Origin of the sequence: Micromonospora echinaurantiaca, from assembly GCF_900090235.1 — a bacterium.
Taxonomy (GTDB): Bacteria; Actinomycetota; Actinomycetes; order Mycobacteriales; family Micromonosporaceae; genus Micromonospora; species Micromonospora echinaurantiaca.
In genome coordinates, this window is sequence record NZ_LT607750.1 from 5,696,174 (window position 1) to 5,710,942 (window position 14,769).

The window sequence follows — 14,769 nt, forward strand, 5'->3', positions numbered from 1 at the left end:
CCCGTGGCGGACGTGATCGAGGTCGGGGCGGCGCGTGGTGACGCGCCGCCCCCGGCGGCCGGCACCGCCCGCCGGGGCGCCTCGGCGCGCCGGACCGGTCGGCTGACGCCGTACCTCTTCCTCGCCCCGTACCTCGTGCTGTTCGGGGTCTTCGGCCTGCTGCCGATCCTGCTCGGCGTCTGGCTCAGCGTGCACCAGTGGGACTTCCAGCTGCCCAACCGGCCCTTCGTCGGGCTGGACAACTACCAGGAGCTCTTCTCCAGCGACTCGGCCGTCTACGGCGACTGGTGGCAGAGCGTACGGGCCACGGCGATCTTCACCGTGTTCTCGGTGCCGCTGCTGGTGGTGGTCCCGCTCGGGCTGGCGCTGCTGCTGAACCGCTCGTTCCCCGGCCGGACCTTCTTCCGGGCGGTCTACTTCGCGCCGTACGTGCTCGGCGTGGCGGTGATCGGCCTGCTCTGGCGGTTCCTGCTCGACGCCAATCTGGGCCTGGTCAACCGGCTGCTCGGCGCGGTCGGCCTGCCCTCGGACACCCCGTGGGTGACGGACGTGCCGTGGGCCTGGGTCTCGCTGGTCGGGGTCACCGTCTGGTGGACCTCCGGCTTCAACGCGGTGATCTACCTGGCCGGCCTGCAGGACATCCCGGCCGAGCTGTACGAGGCGGCGAAGGTGGACGGCGCCAGCGCCTGGGAACGGTTCCGGCACGTCACCCTCCCCGGGCTGCGTCCGGTGCTGCTCTTCGTGATCACCACGACCGTGCTCGCCTCGGCGAACGTGTTCGGCCAGTCGTTCCTGATCACCCAGGGCGCGCCGGGCACCGAGACCCGCACGGTGGTGTGGTTCATCGTCGAGGAGGGGCTGCGGGACAACGACGCCGGCCGGGCCGCCGCGATGAGCATCGTGTTCGCCCTGATGCTGGCGGTGGTGAGCATCGCCAACTTCCGCCTCTTCCGCTACCGGGAAGACTGAGGGGACCGCCATGACGACGCCCATCCGCACCGCCGTCGACCGGCGCGCCGGCGCCACCCGCGCCCCGGGCACCGCGCTGCGACACGGCGCTCTCTACGCCACCCTGGTGGCGCTCGCCCTGGTCTTCCTGACCCCGCTGGTGTGGATGGTCATCACCTCGCTGAAGACCTACACCGGCGCCCAGCAGATCCCGCCCACCTGGCTGCCCGATCCGGTCTCCGGGTACGGCTACGAGCAGATCGTGAACAACTCGGCGAACCCGGTGCTGCGCTGGTTCCTCAACAGCATGCTGGCCGCCACGCTGCACGCGCTGCTGGTGCTGGTGACCGCCTCGATGGCCGCGTACGCCCTGGCCCGGATGCGGTTCCGCGGCCGGGGGGTGAGCTTCGCGCTGATCGTCGGGACGCTGTTCATCCCGCCGACCTCGCTGATCATCCCGAACTTCCTGATCGTCGACACGCTGGACTGGATCGACACCCTCACCGTGGTGATCGTGCCGGGTGCGGCGAGCGCGTTCGGGGTGTTCTTCCTGCGGCAGTTCTTCCTCTCCCTGCCCCGGGAACTGGAGGAGGCCGCGGTGCTGGACGGCGCCAACCAGTGGCAGATCTTCGTCCGGGTGGTGCTGCCACTGTCCAAGCCGGCGCTGGCCACCCTGGCGGTGCTGTCGTTCCTGACCAACTGGAACGACTTCCTCTGGCCGATCTTCGTGCTGTTCAGCCCCGAGAAGCTCACCCTGCCGCCGGGCCTGGGCCTGCTCCAGGGCGCCTACGTGACCGACTACCCGGTGATCATGGCGGGTGCGGTGCTGGCCAGTGTGCCGGTGCTGATCCTCTTCGTGTTCGCCCAGCGGCACATTATCCAGGGTGTGTCCCGCAGCGGCCTGAAGGGATGACCGCCCGCTGGCGCGGCGCGGCGGCGGCGTTCGCCGCCGCCGCGCTGCTCGCCGCCGGCTGCGGCGGCGGCGGCGATCCGAGACCCACGACCACCGGGAGCGACCCGAGCATGTTCACCAACCCGGTCGTACGCACCGACGCGCCCGACCCGCAGGCGATCCAGGTGGGCGACACCTGGTACCTGTTCCATACCAACGCCGGCGGCCGGAACGTCCCGGTGCTCAGCTCGCCCGACCTGGTGGACTGGACTCCGGTCGGCGACGCGCTGCCCGAGCTGCCCGGCTGGGCGGACGCCGGAAAGACCTGGGCACCGGAGGCGATCCAACTCGCTCCGGACCGGTTCCTGCTCTACTACACGGTGGCCGGGCGCGAGTTGGGCCGGCAGTGCGTCGGGCGGGCGGTCGCCAGCACGCCGCAGGGGCCGTACCGGGACGACTCGACCGGGCCGCTGATCTGCCAGGCGGAGCTGGGCGGTTCGATCGACGCGAGCCCGTTCCGGGACACCGACGGCAGCCTGTGGCTGCTGTGGAAGAACGACGGCAACGCCATCGGGGTGGACACCTGGCTCTGGTCGCAGCGCCTCTCCGACGACGGGCTGAGCCTGGTCGGCGAGCCGACCAGGCTGCTCAAGCAGACCGAGCCGTGGGAGGGCACCCTGATCGAGGGCCCGTTCCTCCACCGCCAGGACGACCGGCTGTTCCTCTTCTTCGCCGCCAACGCCTACGACCGGGCCGAGTACGCCGAGGGCTACGCGGTCTGCGAGTCACCCACCGGCCCCTGCGTGAAGGCCGCGGAGAACCCGATCCTGAAGACCAACGAGGTGGCCTCCGGCCCCGGGCACGCCTCGATGGTGGTCAAGGACGGCCGCACCTGGCTGCTGTACCACGCCTGGCCGCCCGGCCAGGAGGGCAGCATCGACCCCGGCCGCCAGGTCTGGCTCGACGAGATCACCTGGCCCAACGGCAAGCCCCAGGTCAACGGCCCCACCGCCGAGCCACAGCAGAAGCCCTGACCAGAGACCCGCAAGGCAGGCCGGCCAGCAGGCAGAGCAGCTTGAAGGCAGGCCGGTCGGAAAGCAGAGCAGCCAGCAGGCAGGCCGGTCAGAAGGCAGAGCAGTCAGCAGAGAAACCGACAGCGCGGCACCTGACCCGATCGGGCGCCGCGCTGTCGCGTACACCAAAGGAAAGCTGACGCCAAGAGAAGCGTGACCACCCCGGGGCGGCCGACCACCGCAGGGTTTCCGGGGAGCCCGGCCCGCGGAGGGATCAAGCCTGACCGCCCGGAGCGGGCCGGGCTCCCCGGAAACCCCCACCAGAGATCACACGGGAGCACGCTCGGGTTCCGGCGAGGACGAAAGACGGGCCAGACGGTTCCGCCGGTACCCGTACCCGAAGTAGATGACCGCACCGAGCAGCATCCAGGCGCCGAACCGCAGCCAGGTCTCCACCGACAGGTTGAGCATCAGGTAGAGGCAGGCCAGCGCCGAGACGATCGGCAGCACCGGGGAGAACGGCACGGTGAACGGCCGGTCCAGGTCCGGGCGCTTGCGGCGCAGCACCGGCACCGCGATCGACACCAGCACGAACGCGCAGAGCGCGCCGATGCTGACCAGGTCGGCCAGCGCGGACAGCGGCAGGAAGCCGGCCAGCAGCGCGACGGCGACGGTCATGATGGCCGAGATCCGGTACGGGGTGCCCCAGCGCGGGTGCACCTTGGCGATCGACGGCGGGATCAGCCCGTCCCGGCTGATGGCGAAGCCGATCCGGCCCATCGCCACCAGGTCGACCAGGATGACGCTGGTCAGGCCGGCGACCGCGGCGATGGAGACGAGCACCGCGGCCCAGCCGGCGCCGACCGACTCGAACGCCGCGGCGATCGGCGCGCCCCGGTCGATCTCGGTGTACGGCAGCATGCCGACCACCACCAGCGAGACGCCGATGTAGAGCACGGTGGAGACCAGCAGCGTGCCGAGCAGCCCGAGGGTCAGGTCCCGGCGCGGCCGGCGGGTCTCCTCGCCCAGGTTGGCCACCGCCTCGAAGCCGGTGTACGCGAAGAAGACCACCGCAGCGGCGCTGAGCACGCCGACGAACCCGAAGATCGACGGCTCCAGCCCGAACAGCGCCTGGGTGACCGGCTGCTTGATGCCGTCCTCGCCACCGCCGGCGGGCTCGGCCGGCGGGATGAACGGGGTCAGGTTGGCGGCCTTGACGAAGAACGCCCCGGCGAGCACCACGAAGACGCAGATGCCCACCTTGACCAGCACCAGCAGGTTGGTCACCCGGGCGGACTCCCGGATGCCGACGATGGCCACCACGCCGAGCAGCAGCACGATCGCGATCGCGCCGAGGTTGACCACGCTGCCGTCCTCGGCGAACCAGGCCGCGGGCAGGTCGAACAGTTCGGCGAGGTAACCGGACCAGCCGCGGGCCACCACCGCCGCGCCGAGCGCGAACTCCAGCAGCAGGTCCCAGCCGATGATCCAGGCGACGATCTCGCCCATCGTCGCGTACGCGTAGGTGTAGGCGCTGCCGGCGGCCGGCACGCTGGAGGCCAGTTCGGCGTAGCAGAGCGCGGCGAGCAGCGCGACCACGCCGGCGATGGCGAAGGAGATCACCACGCCGGGGCCGGCGCTGTCCCGGGCCTCGATGCCGGTGAGGGTGAAGATCCCGGTGCCGATGACGATGCCGATGCCGAAGCCGGTCAGGTCGACCGCGCCGAGCCGCCGTTTCAGCCCGGGTCCGCCGTCGCCGCCGTCGGCCGCGCTCTGCGCCTGCACGTCCTTGATCGGTTTGGTACGCAGCACGGACACGCGGTCACCCCTCCCACCGTGCCGACCACCACGGTGGCGGCCGGTGACCGCCGTCGGTACCCAGAGCGGATCCCCGCCAACCGCCATCCATCGGGCCAACCCGGTCAGCACGCCAGGTGTGCGCCCGATCACAGGCAGGAACGTGACGTCCCGGCGCAGACGGGCGCCTATCCGACGGACGGACCGTTCCGGCGTGGACCCCTTGCGCCCGGCATGCCTGGTGTGAAAATTTTCTACCAGCGGCAGATAGCCGACGGCGAATCTTGCCGAGGGCCGCCGCGACCAAACCTGCCACGGGATTCCCGACGAAGGGACACACCGCATGAAGGCAACTCGGCTCGGAGCCGCCGGGCTGACCGCGGCACTGCTCGGCGCGCTCGTCGCCGGCACCCCCGCGCACGCCACCGAAGCGGCGGCGACCGACGTCTCCGCCACCACCACCTGCGTCACCGACCCGGCCACGCCCAAGCGGCAGTTCCGGGCCATGTGGATCGCTTCCGTCACCAACATCGACTGGCCCACCAAGGCGTCCTGGACCGCACCGGACCAGATCGCCGCGCAGAAGGCCGAATACCTGGGCTGGCTGGACCTGGCCGAGCGGCTGAACCACAACGCCGTCGTGGTCCAGGTCCGCCCGACCGCCGACGCGTTCTGGCCGTCGCCGCACGAGCCCTGGTCGGAGTACCTGACCGGGGTACGCGGCAAGGACCCGGGCTGGGACCCGCTGGCCTTCGTCGTCGCCGAGGCGCACAAGCGGAACCTGGAGTTCCACGCCTGGTTCAACCCGTACCGCGTCTCCATGCCGGCCCCGAGCGGCGCCGGCGCGGACATCAACCAGCTCGCCCCGAACCACCCGGCGCGGGAGCACCCGGAGTGGACCTTCGCGTACCCGCCGGCCGGCGTCGCCGGCAGCCGGCTCTACTACAACCCCGGCATCCCCGAGGTCCGCGAGTTCGTACAGACCGCGATGATGGACGCGGTCAAGCGGTACGACATCGACGGCGTGCACTTCGACGACTACTTCTACCCGTACCCGAGCGGCACCCACCAGGTGCCCGACGACGCGACGTTCGCGGCGTACAACCGCGGCTTCACCAACAAGGCGGACTGGCGGCGGGACAACATCAACCTGCTGGTCCAGGAGATGAACGCCAAGATCAAGGCCGAGAAGCCGTGGGTGAAGTTCGGCGTCAGCCCGTTCGGCATCTGGCGTAACAAGTCCGCCGACCCGCTCGGCTCGGACACCACCGGCAGCCAGTCGTACGACATCATCTCCGCCGACACCCGCAAGTGGGTCAAGGAGGAGTGGATCGACTACGTGGTGCCGCAGCTGTACTGGTACATCGGCCAGTACCCGGCCGCCGACTACGCCCGGCTGGTGCCGTGGTGGGCCGACGTGGTGAAGGGCACCCGGGTGCAGCTCTACATCGGACAGGCCGACTACAAGAGCGGTGACCCGGTGTACGGCTCGTTCTGGATGAACCCGCAGGAGCTGTCCAACCACCTGACGTTGAACCGGGAGCACCCCGAGGTGCTGGGCAACGTGCACTTCTCCGCGGTCCAGGTCCGGGCGAACCGGCTCGGCGCCACCGACATCTACGCCGCCGAGCACTACTCCCGCCCGGCGCTGATCCCGACCATGTCGCACCTGCCGGCCAAGCCGCTGCTCATGCCGGTGGTCACCGGGTCGGCCCGGGAGGACGCCGGGGTCCGGCTGCGCTGGCGGCAGCCGGCCGACGGGATGGGCCCGCTCGGCACCGCCACCTCGTACGCGATCTACCGCTTCGACGGCCTCGACCTGGCCGGCAAGTGCGACGTCGCGGACGCCGCGCACCTGGTGGACACCGTCCGGGCCACCCCCGGCGCGGTGCAGTCCTGGGTGGACACCACTGCCGAGCCGGGCAAGCGCTACACGTACTACGTGACCGCGCTCGACCGGCTGGCGAACGAGAGCCCGCTCAGCCCGCCGCACGTCGTACGCTGACCCACCCACCGAATGCCCCGGGCGTCACCCGACGCCCGGGGCATTCGTCTGTTTCAACTGATGTCACCAATAGTTCGCAGCGATACAAGATCCGGGGCGGACGCTTCATCGACACTAATCGACACCCGGTAACCCGCCGGTAACACGAGTTCCGCACACCCTCGCGGAGGTCCGTCATGCCCCGTCGTCTCGCCACCCTCCTCGCCTCGGGCGCACTCGGTCTGCTGGTCGCGCTCGGCATCGCCAGCCCGGCCGCCGCCGTCACGCCGCAGCAGAAGCTCTCCGTCCTGTCCAGCTGGACCCAGACCAGCGCCACCAGCTACAACTCCTGGAACGCCGCCCGGCTGAACAAGAGCGCCTGGGCCGAGTACGCGTTCGACTGGTCCACCGACTACTGCTCGTCCAGCCCGGACAACCCGCTCGGGTTCACCTTCAACCTCTCCTGCTACCGGCACGACTTCGGGTACCGCAACTACAAGGCGATGGGCCAGTTCCCGGCCAACAAGTCCCGCCTGGACAGCGCCTTCTACGAGGACCTGAAGCGGGTCTGCGCCAGGTACAACTCGGTCGTCCGGCCCGCCTGCTACAGCCTGGCCTGGACCTACTACCAGGCGGTCAGCATCTTCGGCTCGGTCGCCGCCGTCCAGCAGGCCGACATCGACCGCGCCGCCCGAATGAAGGCCGACGCCGAACGCCGCGCCGCCGCCCGCTCCTGACCCGGTGGCCCCCCGGTGATACCCCGTGATCAAGGGGTTCACGTCAGATCCGGGCCGGATCCTGACGCGAACCCCTTGATCAACTGTGTCGTGGGGTGGGGCGGGGCGGGCGGGTCAGGCGTGTTCGGTGTGCGGGGTGGGGTGGCGATGGGGGTCGGCCGGTGGGCGGCGGGGGGACGGGGTCGGCGCGCCGGTGGTGAACCGGATCGAGTCCGCCGCCAGGTCGGGGTGCTCCACGCCGAGCGCGAGCGCCGCCGCCTCCTCCAGGCCCAGTTCGGCCCCCTCGCCGTACGCGTCGTCGAAGGCCGCGTCGCCCAGTTCCCCGCGCAGCTGCGCCTGCCGCTCCGCCCAGTACGGCCCGTAGATGCCCGGGGTGGCGCGCAGGCTCGCCCGGGTGGCCTGGGCCGCACCGAAGAGCCGGGCCGCGGTCAGCGACTCGCCACCTGCGGCGCACCGCACCGCCACCGCGTTCAGCGTGTCGCAGGCCCGGCCGTGGAAGCCGTGGCTCATCCGGGACCGGAGCGCCACCAGCAGGTGCTCGTGCGCCGCGACCAGGTCACCCCGGGCCAGGGCGACCATGCCGAGCAGCATGTCCACCGAGCGCCGGCCCCGCTCCACCGGGCGGGCCGCCTCGACCGGGCGGACGGCACCGAGCAGCTCCGCCGCCTCGTCCAGCGCGCCCCGCCGCCAGAGCAGCTCGGCCAACCCGAACACGGCGAACAGCGCGTCGCCCAGCACGTCCTGGCCGTGTGCCCACTCGATGACCTCCCGGCAAACCCGCTCGGCCTCGACGAACTGTCCCATGTCGACCAGTGGGGCGGCCCGGCCGGCGAGCACCCGGGCCAGCAGGCCGGCGTCGCCGGCCTGCCGGGCCGCCGCCTCGGCCCGTTGCGAGAAGCGCAGCTCCTCGGCGAACTCGCCGTCCGCGCCGGCATGCAGCGAGTGCATGTGGTATGCCGCCGCCAGCTCGTCCTCCGGGATCGCCTCGCCGGTCTCCGCGATCCGGCCGTAGAGCCGGAACAGCCAGAGCCGCCCCTCCCGGGCCAGGCCCCGCTCCCGCCACCACTGGTCCAGCCCACCGGCCAGCCGCAGGCCGGCCCGGGCGCTGCCACCGGTGGTGCACCAGCGCAGCGCGGCGCGCAGCTCTCCGGCGAGCGGATCGAGGGCGTACAGGGACAGGGTGACCGGCCGGCCGTCCGGGCCCAGGTGGGCCCGTTCCAGCGCGTGCGTCGACCAGGCCACGTGCCGGTCCCGGGCGGCCTGTTCCTCGCCGGCCTCGGCCAGCCGCCGCGCCGCGTACGCCCGGATCGGGTCGAGCATCCGGTAGGTGCTGCCCGCCGCGTGCGGCTCGGCCAGCACCATCGACTTGTCCACCAGCACCGAGAGCGGGTCGAGCGGGTCGTCGCCGAGCAGCCACTCCACGGTGGCCAGGTCCACCGGGCCGGCGAAGACCGCCAGCCAGCGCAGCAGCCGGGCCGCCCGCGGCCCCAGCGTCCGGTACGACCAGGTGACCGTCGCCTGCATGGTGAGGTGCCGCTCGGTGGCCGACCGCTGCACCGCCCGGCTGGCCGGGGTGGGCGGCGTGGCGCCGGCCGCCGCCGCGACCAGGTCCACCGTGTCCTGCTGGTTGCCCGTCCAGCCGCGCTCCACCGGAGGCGGCTCCGGGTCGTCCCGGCCGGCGTCGAGGGTGCCGAGCACGTCGTCGAGGCGCTCGGCGAGCTGCCCCACCGAGAGCACCCGCAGCCGGGCGGCGGCCAGCTCGATGGCGAGCGGCAGGCCGTCCAACCGCTGCACCACCCGGCGCAGGTCGGCCGATTCGGCCGGGTCTGGCTGCCGGCCGCCACGGGCCGCCGCGGTCCGGTCCAGCAGCAGCGCCACCGCGTCGCTCTCCGCGCCGTCGGCCGGCGGGTCGACCGAGAGCGGCGGGATCCGCCAGACCACCTCGCCGGGCAGGCCGAACGACTCCCGGCTGGTCGCCAGCACCCGCACGCCCACCCCGCCGGCGAGCAGCCGGGAGATCACGTCGGCCGAGGCGGCCGGCTGGGCGTCGCAGGTGTCCAGCACGACCAGCGTCCGGCGGGCGGCGGCGTACTCGACCAGGGTTTCCACCATGGGCCGGCCGGGCTCCGGGCGCAGCCCGAGCACGGCGGCGATCGCGAACGCCACCAGCCCGTACGCGCCGGCCAGCGGCAACGGCACCAGCAGCGCCCTCTACGACGTGCGCGGCGTGATCACCCAGCTGACCCTGGCCCGGGACTCCTCCGGGCGGGACCAGCGCGGCTTCTTCCTGCAGAGCCGGGCGGACGCCACCGACGGCGACCCGACCAGCTCCGACGGCATCTTCGTGTTCATGGGCTCGTTCACCTCGCTGATCGGCGGCTACGTGCCGACCGTCGGCGACGAGGTGGTGCTCCGCGCCCGGGTGTCGGAGTACTTCACCATGACCCAGCTCTCCAGCGCCTCGCTGGTCCGCCGGATCGTCTCCGGGGTCGACGTGGACACGGCCGTCGCGGTCACCGACGCGGTGCCCCCGGCCGACCTGGCCGCGGCGGGCCGGTTCTGGGAGCGGCACGAGGGCGCCCGGCTGCGGGTACGCGCCGGCAGCGGTGCGGTGAGCGGGCGGGACGTCTTCGCCTCCACCGCCGACGCCGAGCTGTGGGTGGTCGACCGGGACGACCCGCTGCTCGACCGCGCCGACCCGTACGCCCGCCGGGTGTTCCGCGACGCGCACCCGCTGGACAACGACCCCACCCGCGGCTTCGACGACGGCAACGGGCAGCGGATCATGCTGGGCAGCATGGGCGTGAAGGGCGCCACCGGGGACAGCGGCGCGCTGCTGCCGCCGGCGCACACCTTCGACACGCTGAGCGCCGACGCGGTCGGTGGCCTCTACTACTCCTTCGAGAAGTACGGCGTGCAGGTCGAGCGGGCCGAGTTCGCCGCGGGCACCGACCCGTCGACGAACCACCCGCCGCAGCCGGCCAACCGGTCGGAGGAGGTCGCCGTCGCGACCTACAACGTGGAGAACCTGTACGACTTCCGGGACGACCCGTTCGACGGCTGCGACTTCGCCGGCAACGCGGGGTGCACCGGGGTCAGCCCGCCGTTCGACTACGTGCCGGGCAGCGAGCAGGAGTACCGCGACCAGCTCGCCGCGCTCGCCGACCAGATCACCACCGACCTGCACAGCCCGGACCTGATCCTCGTGCAGGAGGCCGAGGACCAGGACATCTGCGCCGTCGCCGACGGGCAGCTGAGCTGCGGCAGCACCAACAACACCGACGGCGCGCCGGACAGCCTGCAGGACCTGGCGCTGACCATCGCGGCGGCCGGCGGTCCCGCCTACGCCGCCGCGTACGACCGGACGGGCGCGGACGGCCGGGGCATCACCGCCGCCTTCCTCTACCGCACGGACCGGGTGTCGCTGGCCGAGGCCACCGCGGCCGACCCGCTGCTGGGCTCGGCGCCGACCGTGCAGTACCGCGCGCCGGGGCTGGCCAGCAACGCGGACGTGCAGAACCCGAAGGCGCTCAACGCGGTGCTGCCCGCCGACGTGGACACCTCGACCGGCCGGGACGGCAACAACGTCTTCACCCGCGCCCCGCAGCTCGGCAAGTTCACCGTGGCCGCGGCGCCCGGTTCGGCCGAGCGGTTCACCCTCTGGGCGGCCAGCAACCACTACTCGTCGGGCCCGGACAGCCGGGTCGGGCAGCGGCGGGAGCAGGCCGCGTACGGTGCCGCCATCGTCGCCGCGATCGAGGCGGCGGACCCGCACGCCCGGGTGGTGTACGGCGGGGACCTGAACGTCTTCCCCCGCCCCGACGACCCGATCGCCACCGCCGACCGGCCGACCCCGTCGGACCAGCTCGCCCCGCTCTACGACGCGGGTCTGCGCAACCTCTGGGAGGACCTGCTCGCCGACGTGCCGTCGTCGGCCTACTCGTACAGCTTCGAGGGGCAGGCGCAGACGCTGGACCACCTCTTCGTCAACGAGGCGCTGCACCGGGACCTGGTGCAGATGCGGGCCGCGCACATCAACGCCGACTGGCCGGCGGCGCACGCCGGTGACGGCACCCGCGGTTCCAGCGACCACGACCCGCAGGTGGCCCGGTTCCGCTCCCGGGCCACGCTGAGCGTCGGCGACGTGACGGTGGCCGAGGGCGACAAGGGCACCACCCCGCTCACCTTCACCGTCACCGTCTCCCGGCCGCTCTCCCAGCCGGTGCTGCTCTGCGCCGCGACCATCGGCCTCACCGCCCGGTCCGGCCAGGACTACGACCCGTACGTCGGCTGCCGCACGCTGGCCGCCGGGCAGACCTCGCTGGCCTTCCCGGTGACCGTACGCGGCGACCGGAAGGCGGAGCCGGACGAGAAGCTCACCCTGGTGGTGGCCGGCGTGCCGGGGCTGCGCCTGGCCGACCCGATCGCCACCGGCACCATCTCGAACGACGACTGACCCGGTCGGATCGGCAGACGACGGCCCGTCGGCCAGGCTCGCGCCTGGCCGACGGGCCGTCGGTCATCTGGCCACCGACGGTGCGGCAGGGCCGGGAACGAAACGGCGGGCACGAGCCGGGAACGGATCCGCGGCGCCGGACGTGTACCTGGCATGGGTAGGAACGTGGCACCGCCGGCGCGACCACCGGACGATCTCGTTCCCGCGCGACCGGAGCCCGAACCGGACCTGCCCTTCGAGCCGTTCTACCGGGCACACGTCGACCGGGTCCACCGCGCGCTGGCGCTGGCCACCAGGGACGACGGGCTGGCCCGGGAGGCGGCCGACGAGGCGATGGCGCGGGCGTACGCGCGGTGGGACCAGGTGCGCCGGCTCGACAACCCGGCGGGTTGGGTGTTCCGGGTCGGGCTGAACTGGGCCACCTCCTGGTGGCGCAAGGTACGCCGGGAGCGGCCGCCGGCCGCCGACGAACGGCACCCGTCCCAGGCCGGACCCGACCCGGCGGCGCTGGCCGCCCGGTCGGCCCTGGACGGACTGCCCACCGCGCAGCGCACCGTGATCGTCTGTCGGATCCTGCTCGACCTCTCCACCGCCGAGACGGCCACCGTGCTCGACCTGACCGAGGGCACGGTGAAGAGCAGACTGTCCCGCGGGCTCGCCGGGCTGCGCGCCGCGCTGGCCGAGAAGGAGTGACCATGCCCGCCGTACCGGAGGACTTGATCGAGGCGGTGCACCGGGCCGCGCAGACGACCCCGCCCCACGCTGCCGACCTCGCGAACGTGCACCGCCGCCGGCGCGCCCGACGCCGCCGGCGGGCGGCCGCCACGGCCGGCGGACTCGCGGCACTGGTGGCGCTCACCGGTGGCGCTCTCCCGATGCTGGCCGATGCCCGGTCCGCACCCGCGCCGGCGACGCCGTCGCGAACCTCCGCGGCCCCCGCCACCAGCCCACCGGCGACTCCAGTCGTCCCCGCCGCCATACCGGCCCAGCGGCTGCTGATCGACATGGCCGGTGCGACCTGGCGCGGCGACAACGGCACCGGGCCGGACGCCGGCCTCCCCGGAGTCGCGGCGGTCGAGGTACTGCCCGACGGGACGGTGCGACGGCACCGGGTACCCGACGGGTGGGAGCAGACCGTCGCGTCGGCCGACGGACGGCTGATCGGCCTGCAGCTCACGGATCTGCGGCCGGGGGTGCACCGGCGGGACGGCCCCGACGTCGAAGGGCTGTCGGTCAAGCTCGTGGTGCTGGGACCCGACGACAGCGTGCAGACGGCGCGCGAGATCCGGGTCAGGGGCGCCGGGGTGGAACTGCTCGGCACCGATGGGACGGTCGCCTACCTGGCCCGGGACGGTGGCCTCGTGGCGCACGACCTGGCCACGGGCCGGGAGGAGATGTTGCTCCGCTCGTCGACCGCCGGCGTCGACCTGTTGGCAGCCAGCCGGACCGATCTGGGGCCCGACCATCTGGTCGAGCAGCGGACCGACGACGGCTGCCACACGGACGTACGCCGACTGACCGACGGGAAGCGGATCGCCCGACTCACGCTCGACGGTCTCTGCGAGAACGGTCTCCGGCTGTCGCCGAACGGCCGTCTGGTCGCCGTCCCGTACCAGCGCCTCCCCGACCGGGTGGGCGATCGCGAGCAGCGGCTCGCCGTCTTCGACGTCGCCACCGGGACGCTCCGTACCGACCGGCCGGTCGGGATGTCGCACCGGGCCTCCGCGGCGGGCAGGATCCAGGGAGTCGCCTGGGCCGACGAGACGACGGTACGGGTCGCCTGGACGGCCCGACCGGAGGGTGCGCGGGTCGATTCGGTGGACGTGGTGACCGTCGCCGTACGGTAACGCGTTGGCCACCGTCACTGGTGTAGCGGAGCCGACGAGAGATCTTGGTGGCGAACGGCGCCTCCTGGGCAATTCGCCACCAAGATCTGCTCGTGTTTCCAGCCTCGGGTCAGTAGCGCTGGCGGAGCAGCTGGGCGGCCTCGACCGCCCAGTAGGTGAGGATGATCTGCGCGCCGGCCCGGCGGATCGAGGTGAGCGTCTCCAGCATCACCCGCTCCCGGTCGACCCAGCCGTTCGCGGCGGCCGCCTCGACCATCGCGTACTCGCCGGAGACCTGGTAGGCGGCGACCGGGACGTCGACCGCCGCGCGGACCGCGGACACCACGTCGAGGTAGGGCAGCGCCGGCTTGACCATCACCAGGTCGGCGCCCTCGGCGACGTCCAGCGCCACCTCGCGCAGCGACTCCCGCAGGTTCGCCGGGTCCTGCTGGTAGGTGCGCCGGTCGCCCTCCAGCGCCGACTCCACCGCGTCCCGGAACGGGCCGTAGAACGCCGAGGCGTACTTCACCGCGTACGCCAGCACGGCGACGTCGGTGTGGCCGGCGGCGTCGAGCGCCTTGCGGACCACCCCGACCTGGCCGTCCATCATCCCGGACGGCCCGACCACGCCGACCCCGGCGGCGGCCTGGGCCACCGCCATCTCGGCGTACGCCGCCAGGGTGGCGTCGTTGTCCACCTCGCCGTCCGGGGTGAGCAGGCCGCAGTGCCCGTGCGAGGTGAACTCGTCCAGGCAGAGGTCGCTCATCACCACGGTGGCGTCGCCCACCTCGGAGACCACGTCCCGGATGGCCACGTTGAGGATGCCGTTCGGGTCGATGCCGCCGGAGCCCTCCGGGTCCCGCTGGGCCGGCACCCCGAACAGCATGATCCCGCCGACCCCGGCCTGGACCGCCTCGACCGCGGCCTTGCGCAGCGAGTCCCGGGAGTGCTGGAGCACCCCCGGGAGCGAGGCGATCGCCCGCGGCTCGGTCAGCCCCTCCTTGACGAACATCGGCACGACCAGCTCGGCCGGGTCGACGCGGGTCTCGGAGACCAGCCGCCGCAGCGCCGCGGTGCGGCGCAGCCGGCGGGGCCGGATCTCGGGGTACGACATGC

Annotated in this window: 9 protein-coding genes and 2 pseudogenes; 8 read left to right on the plus strand and 3 right to left on the minus strand. The window is 72.8% G+C overall.

Annotated features, from left to right (window positions below; translation table 11 throughout):
* Window positions 1-3: 3 nt before the first annotated feature.
* The 3 genes from GA0070609_RS25675 to GA0070609_RS25685 are packed head-to-tail and all read left to right on the plus strand — an operon-like array spanning window position 4 to window position 2,874.
* Complete coding sequence (locus GA0070609_RS25675) at window positions 4-969, plus strand: carbohydrate ABC transporter permease (RefSeq protein WP_088996167.1); 966 nt, start codon at window positions 4-6, stop codon at window positions 967-969.
* Between the two features lie 10 nt (window positions 970-979).
* Complete coding sequence (locus GA0070609_RS25680; protein WP_231928417.1) at window positions 980-1,861, plus strand: carbohydrate ABC transporter permease; 882 nt, start codon at window positions 980-982, stop codon at window positions 1,859-1,861.
* The gene (locus GA0070609_RS25685) at window positions 1,858-2,874 is read left to right on the plus strand and encodes a glycoside hydrolase family 43 protein (RefSeq protein ID WP_088996168.1); all 1,017 of its coding nucleotides are present in this window, start codon (window positions 1,858-1,860) and stop codon (window positions 2,872-2,874) included. Before GA0070609_RS25680 ends, GA0070609_RS25685 begins: the two co-directional genes overlap by 4 nt.
* Before the next feature lie 306 nt (window positions 2,875-3,180).
* Here the strand turns inward: GA0070609_RS25685 and GA0070609_RS25690 are convergent, their stop codons facing one another.
* Complete coding sequence (locus tag GA0070609_RS25690; RefSeq protein WP_088996169.1) at window positions 3,181-4,671, minus strand: amino acid permease; 1,491 nt, start codon at window positions 4,669-4,671, stop codon at window positions 3,181-3,183.
* Between the two features lie 322 nt (window positions 4,672-4,993).
* Here GA0070609_RS25690 and GA0070609_RS25695 point away from each other — a divergent pair, with 322 nt between their 5' ends.
* A complete protein-coding gene (locus GA0070609_RS25695; RefSeq protein WP_088996170.1) occupies window positions 4,994-6,655 on the plus strand; it encodes a glycoside hydrolase family 10 protein in 1,662 nt (553 codons plus the stop codon).
* A 176-nt stretch (window positions 6,656-6,831) separates the two neighbouring features.
* Entirely contained in the window at window positions 6,832-7,371 is a 540-nt protein-coding gene (locus GA0070609_RS25700) for a phospholipase (RefSeq protein ID WP_088996171.1), read from the plus strand.
* Between the two features lie 114 nt (window positions 7,372-7,485).
* On the opposite strand, the pseudogene GA0070609_RS25705 reads toward GA0070609_RS25700, so the two are convergent.
* Window positions 7,486-9,543: pseudogene (locus tag GA0070609_RS25705) on the minus strand (ATP-binding protein); the annotation flags it as partial.
* Here GA0070609_RS25705 and GA0070609_RS25710 point away from each other — a divergent pair.
* The 3 genes and pseudogenes from GA0070609_RS25710 to GA0070609_RS25720 all read left to right on the plus strand — a co-directional run.
* Window positions 9,533-11,827 (plus strand): annotated as a pseudogene (locus GA0070609_RS25710) (lamin tail domain-containing protein); the annotation flags it as partial. The pseudogenes GA0070609_RS25705 and GA0070609_RS25710 overlap by 11 nt on opposite strands.
* Before the next feature lie 153 nt (window positions 11,828-11,980).
* The gene (locus tag GA0070609_RS25715) at window positions 11,981-12,520 is read left to right on the plus strand and encodes an RNA polymerase sigma factor (RefSeq protein ID WP_088996172.1); all 540 of its coding nucleotides are present in this window, start codon (window positions 11,981-11,983) and stop codon (window positions 12,518-12,520) included.
* A 2-nt stretch (window positions 12,521-12,522) separates the two neighbouring features.
* Complete coding sequence (locus GA0070609_RS25720; RefSeq protein ID WP_088996173.1) at window positions 12,523-13,674, plus strand: hypothetical protein; 1,152 nt, start codon at window positions 12,523-12,525, stop codon at window positions 13,672-13,674.
* Window positions 13,675-13,783: 109 nt separating this feature from the next.
* Here GA0070609_RS25720 and hemB read toward each other — a convergent pair whose 3' ends face one another.
* Window positions 13,784-14,767, minus strand: coding sequence for a porphobilinogen synthase (gene hemB, locus GA0070609_RS25725; protein WP_088996174.1), 984 nt, complete (start codon window positions 14,765-14,767; stop codon window positions 13,784-13,786).
* Between the last annotated feature and the right edge of the window lie 2 nt (window positions 14,768-14,769).

Bases quoted from the DNA above. Each gene is read 5' to 3' on its own strand.
- GA0070609_RS25680 (WP_231928417.1), top strand. From the start codon at position 980: ATGACGACGCCCATCCGCACCGCCGTCGACCGGCGCGCCGGCGCCACC.
- GA0070609_RS25685 (WP_088996168.1), top strand. From the start codon at position 1,858: ATGACCGCCCGCTGGCGCGGCGCGGCGGCGGCGTTCGCCGCCGCCGCG.
- GA0070609_RS25695 (WP_088996170.1), top strand. From the start codon at position 4,994: ATGAAGGCAACTCGGCTCGGAGCCGCCGGGCTGACCGCGGCACTGCTC.
- GA0070609_RS25700 (WP_088996171.1), top strand. From the start codon at position 6,832: ATGCCCCGTCGTCTCGCCACCCTCCTCGCCTCGGGCGCACTCGGTCTG.
- GA0070609_RS25715 (WP_088996172.1), top strand. From the start codon at position 11,981: ATGGGTAGGAACGTGGCACCGCCGGCGCGACCACCGGACGATCTCGTT.
- GA0070609_RS25720 (WP_088996173.1), top strand. From the start codon at position 12,523: ATGCCCGCCGTACCGGAGGACTTGATCGAGGCGGTGCACCGGGCCGCG.
- hemB (WP_088996174.1), bottom strand. From the start codon at position 14,767: ATGTCGTACCCCGAGATCCGGCCCCGCCGGCTGCGCCGCACCGCGGCG.